Raw genomic sequence first — 16,228 nt, forward strand, 5'->3', positions numbered from 1 at the left:
CGCCGCACTTCGCCACGCAGCACCTCGCAAACGTTCCACCCCACACCGCTCACAAAAAACACAACCTGGCTCGTCGCGCCGCCTATGCGGCGTTTTTTCTGGGCCGCACTGGAGACAGCAATGCGTATCGGCGTACCGAAGGAAACCAAGACTCTCGAAGGGCGCGTCGCGCTCGTCCCCGCCGCCGCGGGCGATCTGGTCAAGCGCGGCCACGAGGTCTGGCTGGAACAGGACGCGGGCGTCAAGAGCGGCTTCAAGGACGCCGACTACACCCGTCTGGGCGTGAAGATCGCGCCGGACGCGGCCGGCCTGTACGAAAAGGGCGAGCTGATCGTCAAGGTCAAGGAGCCGATCGCCGGCGACCTGCAGCACCTGCGCAAGGACCACCTGCTGTTCTGCTACCTGCACCTGGCCGCCGAACCGGCGCTGACCAAGCGCCTGCTCGACATCGGCCTGACCGGCGTCGCCTTCGAGACCGTCGAGCTGCCCAACGGCGACCTGCCGCTGCTGGCGCCGATGTCGGTCATCGCCGGCAAGATCGGCGTCCAGGTCGGCACCCACCTGCTGCACCAGCCGATGTCGGGCAAGGGCAAGCTGCTCGGCGGCCTGCCGTCGACCGAGCGCGGCAAGGTCGTGGTGTTCGGCGCGGGCAAGGCCGGCGGCGCGTCGGCCGCGCTGGCCGCCGCGGCCGGCGCCAACGTCACCGTGTTCGAAATGCGCCAGGACCGCATGGACGAGATGATGCGCCTGGGCAACAACGTCACCGCGCTGTACCCGTACCACGACGTGGTCGCGCGCGAAGTCGCGCAGGCCGACCTGGTGATCGGCGCGGTGCTGATCACCGGCGCCAAGGCCCCGCACGTGATGACCCGCGAGATGCTGCGCGAGATGGAAGACGGCAGCGTCGTGGTCGACATCGCGATCGACCAGGGCGGCTGCTTCGAGACCTCGCGCCCGACCACCTGGAAGGAGCCGACCTACGTGGAGGAGGGCATCACCCACTTCTGCGTGACCAACATGCCCGGCGCGGTGCCGCAGACCTCGTCGCAGGCGATCTGCGCGGCGATCCTGCCGTGGGTCAACAAGCTCGCCGCCGGCAGCGACTGGCGCAACAACCCGGCGCTGGTGCGCGGCATCAACGTCGAGGGCGGCAAGATCGTGCACCCGGCGTTGCAGGACATGAAGCTGTAAAGCGGGAAGGCAAAAGCGGGATTGGGGGTTGGGGAACTGAGGGGGCGCGGTGGTTTGGCGCTTTTTCGGGGCCCAGCCCCACGAGGCGGTGGGGTGGACGGGCGCTTTGGGTGCTACCGTTCGCCCCATCGCCTTTTGTTTTGCCCAAAACCATCCAAAACCGGCGAAACGCCCCTCAAGCGCGAACCCCCAGTTCCCCAACCCCGCCCCATCATTCCCCGCTCCCCGCTTTTACCGTATATTCAAGCACTAACGAAACCATCCTAAGGCAGCACATCACGGTGGCGTCCGCTCCCACAGCCAGTCGCAAGAAGGCCAAGGCTTCGGCCGAGGCCCCGTCGCGCGCGGCCGCCGCGCCGCCGTCGCCGAAGCGGCAGCGCCTGATGCGCGACATCTCGCTGATCGTGATCGCGCCGCTGCTGCTGTATCTGCTGGCGAGCTTGTTCACGTTCTCGCCGACCGATCCGGGCTGGTCGCATTCGGGCTCGATCACTGCGCCGCTGCACAACCTCGGCGGCCGGGTCGGCGCCTGGATCGCCGACGTGCTGCTGTACCTGTGCGGCTTCGTCGCGTTCCTGCTGCCGTTCATGCTCGGCGCGATCGCCTGGATCGCGCTGTTCGGCATGGACACCGACGGCGATGGCGAGGCCGACCTCGGCCCGGCGCTGCGGCTGGTCGGCATCGTCGGTTTCCTGGTGTCCCTGGCCGGCCTGCTGCAGTTGCGCGTCGGCACCGTCGACAACTTCTCGGCCGGCGCGGGCGGCATCCTCGGCCAACTAGTCGGGCGTTCGTTGTACTCGGGCTTCGGCCCGGTCGGCGGCAACCTGTTCCTGGCGGCGCTGCTGCTGATCTCCTTCACCCTGGCCACCGGGGTGTCCTGGTTCGCGTTCATGGACTGGATCGGCAAGCGCGTGCTGGCGCTGGGTCCGAGCCTGAGCAAGCTGTTCCGCCGCGGCAGCCAGCAGGCCACCGAATGGCGCCAGACCCAGGTCATGCGCGAGGAGCGCGAGGAAGCGCGCAAGGTCGACACCGAACTGCGCGCCAAGCGCGAGAAGGTCAAGATCGAACCGCCGCCGGCGCCGATGGTGGAAAAGAGCGAACGCGCCAAGCGCGAGACCCAGATCCCGCTGTTCCACACCGGCGACGGCACCGGCCTGCCGCCGCTGGCGCTGCTCGACGATCCCAAGCCGCAGCCCAAGGGCTACAGCGAAGAAACCCTGGAAACCCTGTCGCGGCAGATCGAGTTCAAGCTCAAGGACTTCCGCATCGACGCGCAGGTGGTCGGCGCCTATCCGGGCCCGGTCATCACCCGTTTCGAAATCGAGCCCGCGCCGGGCGTCAAGGTCAGCCAGATCTCCTCACTCGACAAGGACATCGCGCGCGGCCTATCGGTCAAGTCGGTGCGCGTGGTCGACGTGATCCCGGGCAAGTCGGTGATCGGCCTGGAAACGCCGAACACCTCGCGCGAGATGATCTTCCTGTCCGAACTGCTGCGTTCGAAGGAATACGACAAGTCCGGCAGCCCGCTGACCCTGGCGCTGGGCAAGGACATCGCCGGGCGGCCGACCGTGGCCGATCTGGCGCGCATGCCGCACCTGCTCGTCGCCGGCACCACCGGCTCGGGCAAGTCGGTCGCGGTCAACGCGATGGTGCTGAGCCTGCTGTACAAGGCCTCCGCGAAAGACCTGCGGATGCTGATGATCGACCCGAAGATGCTCGAACTGTCGGTCTACGAGGGCATCCCGCACCTGCTGGCGCCGGTGGTCACCGACATGAAGGAAGCCGCCAACGGCCTGCGCTGGTGCGTGGCCGAGATGGAGCGGCGCTACAAGCTGATGTCGACCGTCGGCGTGCGCAACCTGGCCGGCTTCAACAAGAAGGTCAAGGACGCGCAGGACGCCGGCCAGCCGCTGATGGACCCGCTGTTCAAGCCCAACGCCGAACTCGGCGAGGTGCCGATCGCGCTGGAGACGCTGCCGTTCATCGTCATCTTCATCGACGAATTCGCCGACATGATGATGATCGTCGGCAAGAAGGTCGAAGAACTGATCGCGCGGCTGGCGCAGAAGGCGCGCGCCGCCGGCATCCATCTGATCCTGGCCACCCAGCGCCCGTCGGTCGACGTCATCACCGGCCTGATCAAGGCCAATATCCCGACCCGCATCGCGTTCCAGGTGTCGAGCAAGATCGACTCGCGCACGATCCTGGACCAGTCCGGCGCCGAGACCCTGCTCGGCCACGGCGACATGCTGTACCTGCCGCCGGGCACCGCGATGCCCGAGCGCGTGCACGGCGCGTTCGTGTCCGACGAGGAAGTGCATCGCGTGGTCGAGCACCTCAAGCAGATCGGCGGCGCGCCGGACTACATCGAAGGCGTGCTCGACGAAACCCAGACCATGGGCGACGGCACCGTGATCGGCGCGACCGGCCTGCCGGAAGCGCCGAGCTCCGGCGGCGACGAGTCCGATCCGCTCTACGACGAGGCGGTGCGCATCGTCACCGAAACCCGCCGCGCCTCGATTTCGGGCGTGCAGCGCCGGCTCAAGATCGGCTACAACCGCGCCGCGCGCCTGATCGAGGCGATGGAAGCGGCCGGCGTGGTCACTCCGCCGGAGCACAACGGCGACCGCAGCGTGCTGGCGCCGCCGCCGCCGAAATAAGCGGCGCCGTCTTTCGTTCGCGCTGCGGCTGCGGCTGCGGCTGCGGCGTTGCGCAGCGCGGATCCGCGCTCGCGCTTAGTCGACATTGGCCTTTCGAATCCGCAGCGCCGGCCGGCGCTGCGCAGCCGCGCGCGCAGGCTTGCCGGCGTCGCGAACCGATCATCGTCGTAGTCGGACGCCGCCGCCCGAGCGTGGTACTGCGAACGACGAGCGCACGATCGATACAGCAAAAGCAATCACGCCAAGTCGTGAGTGCGCAAACACCGTGTCTTTTTGATGTTCGAGTGCTTTGCGCAAGCAAAAAAGCCGCTGCGATGACCGCCAAAACCGCTCTGCGTCGATAGCTTGATGTGCGCCGAACGCAGGGCGACGCGCGCGGCGCCGCGAGCGGCCGGCACGGCCGCAGCGGCGAATCGCGAACGCGTCCGGCGCGCCATTCCATCCACTGCCAGGGAGACAGATCGCATGCAAGCTACCGAAGGCGCGGCCCAGGTCGTCCCGAAGTTCTGGAGAACGCCGTACGGCGTCATCAACGCGGTGCCGGAAGACAATGTGGTCACCGAGTCGCTCGCCCGGCACGGCCGCTGGGTCGAATCCGAACTCGATTTTCTCGGCGAGCTGCTGCCCGAAGGCGCCACGGTGGTCGAAGTCGGCGGCGAATACGGCGCGCATGCGCTGTGCCTGTCCCGGGTGGTCGGCGCGACCGGCGAGGTGCACGTGCTGGAACAGGACCGCCTGCTGCACTTGCAGACCTGCGCCAACATCGCGCTCAACGGGGTCGTGAACGTCTACGCGCACCTGCCGGCGAAGGGCCGGCGTGCGTATTCGAGCCTGCGCGACCTGGACCTGACCGCCCTGCATTGCATCAAGGTCAACCCGACCGGCGTGCTCGACGGCCTGCTCGCCGAGGTCAAGGATCTGGTCCGCCAGCACAAGCCCTATCTGTATTTCCGGCTCGGTTCGCCGCATGCGGCGCGCGAGGAGATCCGCGCGGTCAAGGCGCTGGGCTATCGCTGCTGGTCGCACATCGCCTATCTGCACGCGGCGGCCGATCCCGCGGCCGCGCCCGACGCCGTGGCGTTTCCGGGCTGGGCGCACCAGAACGTCATCGCTGCGCCGCAGGAGTCCGGGTTGGATGCCGACTTCAGCCATCTGCGGGAAATCTGAGCGATCGATGCGCATAGGCTGGGTGCTGGCGCTCAGCGTATGCGGGATGGCGGCGTGCGCCTCGGTCCAGGAGCCTCGCGATCGCGCCGTCGCGGCCGCGCCGGCGCGCGTGGCCGCGCCAGCGCCCAAGGCGACCGCCCGGCGCGTCGCCGTGTCCGGCGGCCGCCAGACGCCCTGCCGCGACGGGCGCGGCCAGGCCTGCCGCAGCCACTGGCAAGACGTGCGCAGCGGCCACGGCTCGTATGCGCCGCCGGTGCTGCTGACGCCTTATCGGGAAATGGCGATGAGGTTGCGCGACGGCGGCGTCATGACCGCGCATGTGCCTGCGCCGTCGGCGGGGCCGGCGCGCGCGGCCGCGGCCGGCGGCGACGGCGCTGGCTCGGTCGTCGCAGGCGGCGGTTCCGCAGCGCCTGCGGTGGCCGTCGTGTCCGGACGCGTCGCGCCGGCGGGCGCGGCGCGGACAGGGCTGGCGGCCGCGGTCGCGTTGCTGGGGCTGGCGCTGCTGGCGATCGCGCTGTGGCGGATGCTGCGCCGGCATCGCGGCGGACGCAGCGTCGCCGGCGCGGCCACGGACGCTGGGGGCCCGCTGTCGGGCGCGCCGATACGCGAAGCCCCGCCGATACCGGTGCCGGTCGCGCCCGCGCGCGCGCCGGCGGCCGCCGGCGGCGCGGAAGACGCAAGCGCCGCCCCGGCGCGCACGCAAGCCGACGCGCCCGGCGGCGCGCAGGAGAATCAGATGCTCTACGTCACGGCCGAACAGGCGCAGGCGCAGCTGCGCGAAGCCCTGGCCATCGCCCGCAACCGGCTCGCGGCGGACGACCCGGAACGCGCGCTCGAGGTGCTGCTGCCGTATGCCGAGCTGAGCGACACGCCGCCGGTGGTGCTGCTGACCCTGGCGAGCGCGTGGAAACTGCTCGGCGAGGCGAGCGACAGCGTCGACTGCTTCGGCAACAGCGCCGATGCGCTGGTGCGGATCAAGCGCAGCGTTGCGGCGGAAAAGATCCCGGGTCTGGCGCACGGCATCGGCCGCTGCCGGCTCGAGCAGGCGCGGCGCTTGTCCGGCTCCGCGCAAAGGCAGGCGCTGGACCGGGCGGTCGAGCAGCTCAACGAAGCCGCCGCCGGCGACGAGCCCGCTAACCCGCACGCGCTGATGGACCAGGGCGCGGCGCTGCTGCTGCGCGCGGCGATGACCGAAGGCGACCGGGTCGCCGATCTGGAAGCGGCGGAAGCGGCGTTCCGCCGCGTATTGCAGGCCGAAGCCGTGGCCGATTCCGGCGTGGCCTGGTGGCTGCAACTGACCCTGCGCCAGCTCGCCGATGCGCAGTCCGGCGAGCGCGCGGCCGCGCGCCGCGCCCAGGCGCGCGCGATCGTCGCAGACGCCTTGGCGCGCGACAGCGCGGACGCGGCCTGGAAAGCGGTCTGGCAAGCCAGCGCGATCCAGTTGGCGATCGACGAGGTGCGCGCGGACAAGGCCGCCGGCGTGGCCAAGCGCCTGCGCTTGAAGGAGATCCAGCGCCAGCACCGCGCGTTGTTGGCGCCGGGCGCGGCCACGCCGGTGGTGTTCGCCTGGGTCAAGCTGTTGGCGGAGGAGGGCAAGGAACTGATCGGGCGCGCGCGCCGCGAGACGTTCGTCGAAGCCAAGCGCGCGCTGGACATGGCCGGCGCGCCGGCCAATCCGCGCGAGGAGATGGAGCTGCGCCTGCTGACCGCGTTCGTCGCGCGCCAACGCGGCAGCGCGGAGAGCAAGCCGGCGCGCGCGACGTTCCTGGCCGAGGCCGAAAAGGCGCTGGAGCCGTACCTGCCGCTCGCCGGCGCCGCGCCGCTGCGGATGGAAGCGGCGATGGTCGCGCTGGAGCAGGCCGGCCTGATGCGTCCGGCCGCGGCGCGGCTGGCGGCGAAAAAGGCGATGGCGCTGGCCGAGCCGTTGTTCGCGATGTTCGAATTCGAGGCCGAGGCGCTGCGCTGCTATTTGAAGGCGTCGTTGCTGCTGGACGACGAAGAAGGCGTCGAGCTGCGGCGGGCCGCGCGGCCGCGGATCGAGCGCCTGATCCAACTGGCGCCGGCGGACGCGCAGAGCTGGTTGCTGGCGGCGCGCCATGCGCTGGCCGGCGGCGACTCCGCGCAGGCCGCGCGGCATTGCGAGGCGGCGGCGCGGTCGGGAGCGTCCGAGGACGTGCTGCGGCCGTTGCGCCAGCAGATCGGCGCGGCTCAGGAAGCGGCCGCGGCTGCGGAGGCGGACGGGTTGCTGTCGCGGGCCGTGCGGCCGGCTGTTGCCGCTGGCGGCGAGGGGTAAGCGCAGCGAACCCGCGAGCGCGAGGCGGCCGCTGTCGGCGATGTCGCGATGCCGTGGCGGCATCGCGCAGCGCGACGCGCCGGTGCCGATGGAGCCGGCAAGAGCCGTCGCTGTCGCTGAAGCTACGGCATCGGCAATCGGCAATCGGCACCGGCACCGGCACCGGCACCGGCAGTGCGCGGCACGCAGCACGCTCCGCTTCGGTTTGCGCAGCGGCTTCAGCCGCGCGGACCGGCCGCACATCGCAGCCGGCCCGGGTCGTGCCGCACGCGCAGCGCTCAGGGCTCCGGACAGGCGCGGCGGGTCACTTCCAGGCGGCCGTTGCGGCTGCCCCAGGTCTCGCGGCGGCCGTCGCAGGTCCAATGCACATAGCCGACGAGCTGGCCGCCGGCGTCGAACCATTCCTCGAACTGCTCGGTGCCGTACGGCGGCGCGTCGGCGACGCTGGTGCCGGCGATCGCCAGGCCGGCGACGATCGCGGCCGCGGTCAGTACGCTCTTGATGCGCATGCGAACTCCTTGTTCTGGGCGGGAAGGACGCGGCGGCGACGCCGCCGGGCGAAAGTAGCTCCGGCCGGCGTGGCAAAATGTGCCGTGAACCCGTATTCGGCTGTCGCGAGCGCGTTCAGTTTCGGCCCAGCACACTGCCGTCCTCTCATTCAGGAGTCGCCCCCGTGAACCGTTTCGTCCGCCAAGCCGCTCTCGCGTTGTCGCTGTCGGCGACCCTGTTCGCCGGCGCCGCCAGCGCCGGCGCGCGCGACGACCTCAACGCCTTCACCCGCGGCCTCAAGGGCCTGGACGGCCAGTTCGCGCAGCAGGTCTACGACCCCAACGGCAAGCTCAAGGAGTCCTCGACCGGCCAGGTCGCGCTGTCGGCGCCGCGGCTGTTCCGCTGGGAATACGCCAAGCCGTATCCGCAGCTGATCGTCGCCGACGGCAAGAAGGTGTGGGTGTACGAGCCGGACCTGCAGCAGGTCAGCGTGCGTCCGCAGGGCGCGGAGGAGCAGAACAGCCCGCTCGCGGCGCTGATCGACCCGAGCAAGCTCGATGCGATGTTCGCGGTCCGCGAGCTCAGCGACAGCGGCGGCCTGAGCTGGCTGCTGCTGACGCCCAAGAGCCAGGGCGAGGCCAGTTTCCGCAGCGCGCGCCTGGGCTTCGGCGGCGGCACGCTGAGCAAGATGGAGATCGTCGACGCGCTGGGCCAGAAGACCGAGATCAGCTTCTCCGGCTGGAAGCGCAATCCGAGCTTCCCCGCGAGCACCTTCAAGTACGCGCCGGGCAAGGGCGTGGATGTGATCGGCGAAGGCTGAGCATCGGCGTTGGCGGTATTGGAAAAGCGGGCCCGTCGGGCCCGCTTTTCGTTTGCAGGGTCCGCGCCTGACAGCGTCCGCGCCTCGCTCGACGACATCCGCACTCAGTTGCAGAACGAGATCCTGTAGTTGTGGTCGTTGAGCATCGCCCAGGCTTTGATCATGACGTTGTCGCCGCGCTTGTGGAAATCGCTGTGGCCGGGGATGAAGGAATCGCTCCAGCGGCCGTCGGACCACTGGATTCGGTAGGCGATGATGTCGCAGCTGTGGGTGCCCGAGCACTTGGCCGGGCGGATGTTCTGCATGAGTGCGTTGTCGGTCCGCAACGAGAAATCGTCAGACGATGCCGTCGAGGCCGACGCCCCAGCGCACATCGCCGATGGGGGCGGGCGCGTTGCGCATGCACGGCCAAACAAGCGGATCGGGCGTGCCCGGCGTTTTGTGGGCGCGGCCGCGGTTCTCTGCGCATCCCCACATTGTAGGGGCGACGCAAGTCGCGACCGCGCCACTGCGGCTGACGACGAAACCCGCCATGCCGCATTTCGAACGGCTCAAACCTTCGACGCGAACGGAAGCTTCGTGGTCGCGACTTGCGTCGCTCCTACAGGGGGGCTTGGTGGCGGAATCGCGGTCTTGCGGGCCGCGCGGCTACAACGGTTTTTCGTAACGGATCGTGGTCAGCCCGCTGTTCCATTCTTCGTCCGGATAACGCGCCGTCTCGCGATAGCCCAGGGCCAGGTACAGCGCCTGGCTGCCGGTGTTGAAGGTGTCGGTCTCCAGGCTCGCCAGCGCCAGCCCTTCGCTGCGCATCGCGGTTTCCAGCGCCTGCATCAGCGCGCGGGCGATGCCGCGGCGGCGGCCGCGCGCGCCGACGTGCAGCGAGTCGACGAAACCGCCGTCGCGGCCGGCGAAGCCGAGCACGGCGCCGTCGAGTTCGGCGACCAGCAACTGCGCCAGCTGCGCGTCGACATAGCGCTCGGCCACCCGGTTGTCGTGGTAGTCGGCGATGGCCTGCGCGGTGAGTTGCGGACGCCAGGTGTCGGCGAAGGTTTCCGCCAGCAAAGCCAGCACCGCGGCGCGGTCGTCGGGCTGGGCGGGGCGGATTACGGGGGCGTCGGACATGGCGGAGGAGACGAGGCGAAGGACTGCGCGCATTGTCGGCGTCGCGACCGACGCCGGCAACGCAAGCGCGTGCGCTTGCGTCCGCGCTTGCGCGGGAAACCACTCGGCGCGCCGCAGCCGGCCGGCCAGACAGCGCCGCAGCGCGGGATGGGCCCGGGCCAGATCGGTGTAGTAATCGATCCGGCCCTGGCGATAGCGCTGGTACAACGCCGGCTGGCCGGCCTCGCGCAGCGCCTTGAGCGTGTCCGGGCCGAACACGCCGTCGGCCGCCAGCGGCGGGCCGAGCAGGCGCTGCAGCAGCGCGATCGCGTGGAAGCCGGCGTCGACGTAGAAGTCGAACACGATCTCGGCCAGCGCCTGCAGCGCGATCGCATCGCCGTCGATGCGGTCCCAGTACAGCGCCTTGTACAGCGCGGCGGCCTGCGGTTCGCTCAGCGCGCGCAGGTTGCGCAAGGTCGGCGCCACGCCGAGCACGGCGCGGGCGTGGGCCTGGAACACGGGCAGGGCGATGCCGCGGTTGCTCGCGCCGCCGGGGTCGGCGGGGTCGTCGACGTAGCCGCCTTCGAAGGCCAGCAACTGCGGGAAATAGGCGGCGAAGTCGGCCATGACGCGGGCGCGGGCGCGGACCGGGCGCCGCGCCGGTACCAACGCCGGGACGCGGGCGCTTGTGACGGCGCGGGCGCGCCCGCCGCCGCCGCCCCGGCCCGCAGCGACTTTGCCCGCCGCCGCCGCAATCCCGCACCGCGGCCGCCGTCGGCTCGCGCCCGGGCGGATCTTGCTATCGTGTCGCTCCGACCCCCGAGCGTTTCCCGTTTTGGCCCGCCGCACCGCTCCCCAGGCCGAATCCGGCCGCGATCTGCTCAGCGCCTCCGCCGCCGACGCTTCCGCCGCGGCCGAGTCCGTCGCCGCGCTGCGCCCGCTGGCCGAGCGCATGCGTCCGCGCACCCTCGACGAGATGGTCGGCCAGCGCCGCCTGCTCTCGCCGGGTTCGGCGCTGCGCCGCGCGGTCGAGTCCGGGCGCGTGCATTCGATGATCCTGTGGGGCCCGCCGGGCTGCGGCAAGACCACCCTGGCGCTGCTGCTGGCGCATTACGCCGACGCCGAATTCAAGGCCATCTCCGCGGTGCTGTCGGGCTTGCCGGAGGTGCGCCAGGTGCTGGCCGCGGCCGCGCTGCGCTTCGAGCAGGGCCGGCGCACCGTGCTGTTCGTCGACGAGGTGCACCGCTTCAACAAGACCCAGCAGGACGCGTTCCTGCCGCACATCGAGCGCGGCAGCATCATTTTCGTCGGCGCCACCACCGAAAACCCTTCGTTCGAACTCAACTCGGCCTTGCTGTCGCGCTGCCGCGTGCACGTGATGGAAGCGGTCTCGCCCGAAGACGTACGGGTGACCCTGCGCCGCGCGCTCGAGGACGAGGCGCGCGGCCTCGGCGCCCAGCACGTGCGCGCCGACGACGAACTGCTGCTGCAGATCGCCACCGCCGCCGACGGCGACGTGCGGCGCGCGCTGACCTTGCTGGAAATCGCCGCCGAACTGGCCCAGGACGAGGACGGCGAGATCACCGCCGCGACCCTGGCCCAGGTGCTGGCCGACCGCACCCGCCGCTTCGACAAGGGCGGCGAGCAGTTCTACGACCAGATCTCGGCGCTGCACAAATCCGTGCGCAGCTCCAATCCCGACTCGGCGCTGTACTGGTTCGCGCGCATGCTCGACGGCGGCTGCGACCCGCATTACCTGGCGCGGCGGCTGACCCGGATGGCGGTCGAAGACATCGGCCTGGCCGATCCGCGGGCGCTGCAGATGGCGGTCGACGCCTGGGAGACCTACGACCGCCTCGGCAGCCCCGAGGGCGACCTGGCCCTGGCCCAGGTGGTGATCTATCTGGCCAGCACCGCCAAGTCCAACGCCGCCTACGCCGCGTTCAACCAGGCCAAGCGCGACGTGGTCGAGTACGGCACCCAGGACGTTCCGCTGCACCTGCGCAACGCGCCGACCAAGTTGATGAAGCAGCTCGGCTATTCCAAGGGCTATCAGTACGACCACGATGCCGACGGCGGCGTGGCCCTGGATCAGACCGGCTTCCCCGACGCGATGGGCGAGCGGGTGTACTACCAGCCGGTCGCGCGCGGGCTGGAGATCAAGCTTGGCGAGAAGCTGCAGCGGCTGCGGGCGCAGCGCGCGCAGGCGCGCGGCGAGGGCGAAGGCGAAGCGGCGGAGGACGAAGAATGAGCGCTGGCCACGATCGCGGAGCCGCGGCATGACCCGCGCCGCGCTGCTGCAACTGCTCGCCGTCGCCCTCGGCGGCGCGCTCGGCACCTTGCTGCGCCACAGCGCCAACCTGCTGCTGCCGCGGCTGCCGGCGCCGTGGCCGACCCTGTCGACCTTGACCGTCAACCTCGCCGGCTGTTTCTGCGCCGGCCTGCTGCTGGTGTGGCTGGGCCAGCGCCAGGACGCCGACTTCTGGCGCGCGGTGCTGCTGACCGGCGTGCTCGGCGGCCTGACCACGTTCTCGGCGTTCGGCGTCGACCTGCTGGCGATGCTGCGCGCGGCGCGCTACGAATGGCTGGCGCTGACCGTGCTGCTGCACGTCGGGCTCGGGCTGGCGGCGATCGCGCTGGGCTGGAAGCTGGGGCAGGGGCTGTGGCCCGCCCGCGCCTGAGCGACGGTCGCTTCCTGTAGGAGCGGCGCGAGCCGCGACCGCGACAACGCGACCACTGCGCAGGTTTCGGCGTAGGTGCGTTGTCGCGGTCGCGGCTCGCGCCGCTCCTACAGGGGGTTATCGGTACGGCGGCTCGTCCGAACCGGCCGCCGCCGGCAGCCGCGTCATCCGCAACACCTCGTCGCTCGGCGCCGCGGACTTGTTCGCCAGCACCTGCTGCAGCGATTCGACCTCAGCCCAGACCATATGCTGCAAGGCCTGCAGCAGGGTCTGGCCGGCGTCGGACAGGCTCAGCCGGCCGTCCGCGCTGAGCGCCAGCCCGTCCTCGATCAAGGCATGCTTCATATGACTGGTTTCCGGCTGCACCCCGCGCTGCAGGCCGACCAGGACGCTCAACAGAGCGTGTTCTCGCAACGACACTTTGAACAAAACGCCACTCCCCATCGCACCCGGCACCCGGCACGTAGTGCTTTGCATGTGCCGGGAATCACGATATGGGAACGCATGTGATGACATTTTTGACTGGCGCAGGCGCAGGTGAAAGTGGCGTTCACGCCCGCGCCGGAGTACGGTAGCGCCGCGCGCCGGGCCGCCCGGCGGCCGGACGCGTTGTAACTGTCACGCCGATGGCGCATCTTCGCCGCTCACGCCGGCCGCTTTGGGCCGGCCGCCGCCACCAGGAATCGGAACTCCATGCTGATCTACGACCGCGTCGTCCCGCTCAACCGCGACACCCATCGCCGCCTGCGCATCCGTACCTCGGAGCACAACGCCCGTTTCGCCGCCAGCCTCAACTCGGTGCCGGTGGCCACGGTCGAGTTCCCCAGCGCGGCCAACGAGTACGCGATCGTGTTCGCCAAGTTGGCCAACGGCGACTTCCTGCCGGCGGTGCTGGTCGGCCTGCGCAATCAGCAGAACCTGTACGTCGACGACAGCGCGCGCTGGCGCCGCGGCTACGTGCCGGCGTTCCTGCGCCAGTACCCGTTCGTGCTGGCCGAGGACCGCGACAGCGGCACGGTCACGGTCTGCGTGGACATGGCCTACGACGGCCTGTCGGAAGACGAGGGCGAGCCGCTGTTCGGCGACGACGGCGCCGACACCGAGAACCTGACCCGGGCGATGGGTTTCCTGCAAGACCTGCACAACGAGTTCAAGCGCACCGCGATGTTCGCCGCCAAGCTCAAGGAGCTGGACCTGCTGGAAGAACGGGTGATCCGCTTCGGCAACGGCGAGCAGCCGCAGGCCGAATTGAACGGCGTGTACGCGGTGTCGGAAGAAAAGCTGATGAAGCTCGACGACGCCCAGCTGCCCGAGCTGTTCCGCACCGGCGCGCTGGGCCTGATCTACACCCACCTGCTGTCGATGCGCAATCTGGAGCGCCTGTCGGAACTGGCGGTGCAGGCCGAAGGCCAGGGCGAAGCGGGCGGCGCGGTGAACTGAGCCGGCGCGGGCCGCAGCGATGGAACACCCAGGAGCGGCCTTCGGGCCGCTTCTTTTTTGGCCTGGCGATACCGGCAGGAGAGACTTCCGTCCCGACGCTTGCGTTTCCGGTCGCCGCGATCCGGGAGAAAGCGGCGGGACTGAAGTCGTTCCCGCAAGGCCGGGATTTTGCGATGGCAGCGCGGACGCTGTTTTCGATCAGCAACATCGTCGCGGCGACGCAAGTGCGATAGCGGTCGCGGCTCTTCTCAAAAATATGCGCGATAGCTCCCGGTCCATCGCCGCGCTGTCATCCTCCGCCTGCACTGCCGGCGCGAATTCGACGTGTACGTGCGTGCGCAGCCGCTACCCGCAAGCGCGGCTCGTCGCCGGCCGCGCGCACTCGATCGCGTCGCAAGCTTCTGCGCGCAACGCCGTCTGCGTTTTCGTAATGGATGGCGGCTGCTTTGCATCTCTGCGCCTTGCACCGCACCGACAACGAATCCTTCCTCGCTGAGACTGCGCGATCGAACCGATGCGTTCACCGACGCAACCGCAAGTCGCGACATTTCTCACCTGTGTGATACAGATCAAATGCGCATGAGATGTCGTGTGATCGAGCGCGTAGTTCGCTCGTAACGCACCGGACTTGTGATCGCTGCGTTGCATGCGAGATACATGTGTGACGTATTCCGCGTGCCTTGTCATGTAGCAGTTCAAACATCGTCACATAGCGAACCTAACTTGGCGCGGTCTGCCGTCCCCCTCCGCTGGGCCGGCGCAACAGGGATGGTTTCGGGTCGATGCCTCTACGCCTCATCGCAGCCGTCGGTCTGACCATGCTCGGGCCGGCGGTTCTCCATGCGCAGGAAAAACCGGCCCGCGCGGACGCCGCGACGGCGGCCGCGGCGCACTTCGACATCCTGGCGTATCAGGTGGTCGGCAACAGCAAGCTGAGCAACCTGGACATCGAGAAGGTGGTGTACCCGCACCTGGGCCCGCAGCGCAGCGAGCAGGACGTGGAGAACGCGCGCGCCGCGCTGCAGTCGCTGTACGACAGCCGCGGCTATCCCACCGTCAGCGTGGCGATTCCCGAACAGGACGTGGCGACCGGGCTGGTGACGCTGCAGGTCAGCGAACAGAAGGTCGGCCGCCTGCGCGTCAACGGCGCCGAGTATTTCTCGCCCGACGACATCGAACGCGCCGCGCCGTCGCTGGCGCAGGGCTCGGTGCCGAACTTCAAGGACGTGCAGCGCGACATCGTCGCCTTGAACCAGCTGCCCGACCGGCGCGTGACCCCGGAAATCAAGGCCGGCGCGACCCCGAACACGGTCGACGTCGACCTCAACGTCGAGGACAAGCTGCCGCTGCACGGTTCGCTCGAACTCAACAACCGCAACAGCGCCAACACCAGCGACCAGCGCCTGTCGGCGAGCGTGCGCTACGACAATCTGTGGCAGCTCGGCCACAGCGTCAGCCTGTCGGCGCAGGTCGCGCCGCAGCGCAGTTCCGACGCGAAGGTGGTTTCGGCCTCGTACCTGGCGCGGTTCGGCGCCTCGCCGTGGTCGCTGCTGGGCTATGCGGTGCGCAGCAAGAGCGATATCGCCGTGGTCGGCGACCTCAACGTGATCGGCAACGGCACCCTGGCCGGCGTGCGCCTGATGCGCTCGTTCGCCGCGGGCGAGGGCTTCTACCATTCGCTCAGCGTCGGCGTGGACTACAAGGACTTCACCGAATCGCTGATCCAGGGCGCCGACCGCGGCGCGGTGCCGATCGAGTACCTCCCGCTCAGCGTCAGCTACAACGCCGACTGGGTCAAGGAACGCTCGGTCGCCGATCTGGCGCTGTCGGCGGTGTTCAACCTGCGCGGCGTCGGCGACGGGCGCGCGGCGTTCGACGCCAAGCGCTACCAGGCCCAGCCCAATTTCTTCTATCTGCGCGCCGGAGGCTCCTATACCTGGAAGTCGGCCGGCGACGCGCAGCTGATGCTGCGCCTGCAGACCCAGTTCGCCGGCGAGCCGCTGATCAGCAACGAGCAATTCAGCATCGGCGGCCTCGACAGCGTGCGCGGCTATTACGAATCCGAAGCGCTCGGCGATCTCGGCGGCGCGGCGACGCTGGAAGCGCGCACGCCGTCGTTCGCCGACAAGCTCGGCGACGCGTTCCAGGAACTGCGCCTGCGCGCGTTCGTCGACGCCGGCTACGCCCGCATCAACGACCCGCTGCCCGAGCAGTTGCGCAGCGAGACCCTGGTCAGCGCCGGCGTCGGCGCGACGGTCAAAGCCTTCGGCCATCTCAACGGTTCCATCGATGTGGCCCACCCGTTGTCCAGCCCCAACGGACGCGAACGCAAGCCCGACTCGGTCGAGGTCGGCGTGCGGCTGTGGGGCGAGTTCTGACGAAGTCC

12 protein-coding genes and 1 pseudogene are annotated in these 16,228 nt (G+C 69.8%); 8 read left to right on the plus strand and 5 right to left on the minus strand.

The window, feature by feature from the left end; all coding sequences use genetic code 11:
* Positions 1-120: 120 nt before the first annotated feature.
* The 3 genes from JHW38_RS02975 to JHW38_RS25750 all read left to right on the plus strand — a co-directional run bounded on the left by JHW38_RS02975 (position 121) and on the right by JHW38_RS25750 (position 7,311).
* Entirely contained in the window at positions 121-1,191 is a 1,071-nt protein-coding gene (locus tag JHW38_RS02975; RefSeq protein ID WP_207524548.1) for an alanine dehydrogenase, read from the plus strand.
* Between the two features lie 281 nt (positions 1,192-1,472).
* Positions 1,473-3,851, plus strand: coding sequence for a DNA translocase FtsK (locus JHW38_RS02980; RefSeq protein WP_242691156.1), 2,379 nt, complete (start codon positions 1,473-1,475; stop codon positions 3,849-3,851).
* 967 nt (positions 3,852-4,818) lie between these two features.
* Positions 4,819-7,311, plus strand: a complete 2,493-nt coding sequence (locus JHW38_RS25750) for a hypothetical protein (protein ID WP_343225441.1) — start codon at positions 4,819-4,821, stop codon at positions 7,309-7,311.
* 278 nt (positions 7,312-7,589) lie between these two features.
* On the opposite strand, the gene JHW38_RS02990 is transcribed toward JHW38_RS25750, so the two are convergent.
* The gene (locus JHW38_RS02990) at positions 7,590-7,820 is read right to left on the minus strand and encodes a DUF6289 family protein (protein WP_207524551.1); all 231 of its coding nucleotides are present in this window, start codon (positions 7,818-7,820) and stop codon (positions 7,590-7,592) included.
* Between the two features lie 164 nt (positions 7,821-7,984).
* Between JHW38_RS02990 and lolA the strand changes: the two genes are divergently transcribed.
* Positions 7,985-8,620, plus strand: a complete 636-nt coding sequence (lolA, locus tag JHW38_RS02995) for an outer membrane lipoprotein chaperone LolA (RefSeq protein ID WP_242691159.1) — start codon at positions 7,985-7,987, stop codon at positions 8,618-8,620.
* A 104-nt stretch (positions 8,621-8,724) separates the two neighbouring features.
* Here the strand turns inward: lolA and JHW38_RS03000 are convergent, their stop codons facing one another.
* The 3 genes and pseudogenes from JHW38_RS03000 to JHW38_RS25390 all read right to left on the minus strand — a co-directional run.
* A complete protein-coding gene (locus tag JHW38_RS03000) occupies positions 8,725-8,925 on the minus strand; it encodes a hypothetical protein (protein ID WP_207524553.1) in 201 nt (66 codons plus the stop codon).
* Between the two features lie 343 nt (positions 8,926-9,268).
* On the minus strand, positions 9,269-9,775 hold the full coding sequence (locus JHW38_RS25385; protein ID WP_343225450.1) for a GNAT family N-acetyltransferase: 507 nt from the start codon (positions 9,773-9,775) through the stop codon (positions 9,269-9,271).
* A gap of 60 nt (positions 9,776-9,835) precedes the next feature.
* Positions 9,836-10,348 (minus strand): annotated as a pseudogene (locus JHW38_RS25390) (glycoside hydrolase family 108 protein); the annotation flags it as partial.
* Positions 10,349-10,652: 304 nt separating this feature from the next.
* On the opposite strand from JHW38_RS25390, the gene JHW38_RS03010 reads away from it, so the two are divergent.
* Complete coding sequence (locus tag JHW38_RS03010) at positions 10,653-11,972, plus strand: replication-associated recombination protein A (RefSeq protein ID WP_278249817.1); 1,320 nt, start codon at positions 10,653-10,655, stop codon at positions 11,970-11,972.
* A gap of 28 nt (positions 11,973-12,000) precedes the next feature.
* Positions 12,001-12,402 carry a fluoride efflux transporter FluC gene (locus JHW38_RS03015; RefSeq protein ID WP_207524555.1) on the plus strand — a complete coding sequence of 134 codons (402 nt, stop codon included), beginning with the start codon at positions 12,001-12,003 and terminating at the stop codon, positions 12,400-12,402.
* Positions 12,403-12,519: 117 nt separating this feature from the next.
* Here the strand turns inward: JHW38_RS03015 and JHW38_RS03020 are convergent, their stop codons facing one another.
* Positions 12,520-12,798 (minus strand): hypothetical protein, encoded by a 279-nt coding sequence (locus JHW38_RS03020; protein WP_207524556.1) that lies wholly within the window; start codon positions 12,796-12,798, stop codon positions 12,520-12,522.
* A 297-nt stretch (positions 12,799-13,095) separates the two neighbouring features.
* Here JHW38_RS03020 and JHW38_RS03025 point away from each other — a divergent pair, with 297 nt between their 5' ends.
* Both JHW38_RS03025 and JHW38_RS03030 read left to right on the plus strand, forming a co-directional pair.
* On the plus strand, positions 13,096-13,842 hold the full coding sequence (locus JHW38_RS03025; protein WP_207524557.1) for a SapC family protein: 747 nt from the start codon (positions 13,096-13,098) through the stop codon (positions 13,840-13,842).
* Between the two features lie 782 nt (positions 13,843-14,624).
* Positions 14,625-16,220, plus strand: a complete 1,596-nt coding sequence (locus JHW38_RS03030) for a ShlB/FhaC/HecB family hemolysin secretion/activation protein (protein ID WP_242691161.1) — start codon at positions 14,625-14,627, stop codon at positions 16,218-16,220.
* The last annotated feature ends 8 nt before the right edge of the window (positions 16,221-16,228 follow it).

The sequence above is a fragment of the Lysobacter enzymogenes genome (assembly GCF_017355525.1).
GTDB classification, from domain to species: domain Bacteria; phylum Pseudomonadota; class Gammaproteobacteria; order Xanthomonadales; family Xanthomonadaceae; genus Lysobacter; species Lysobacter enzymogenes_C.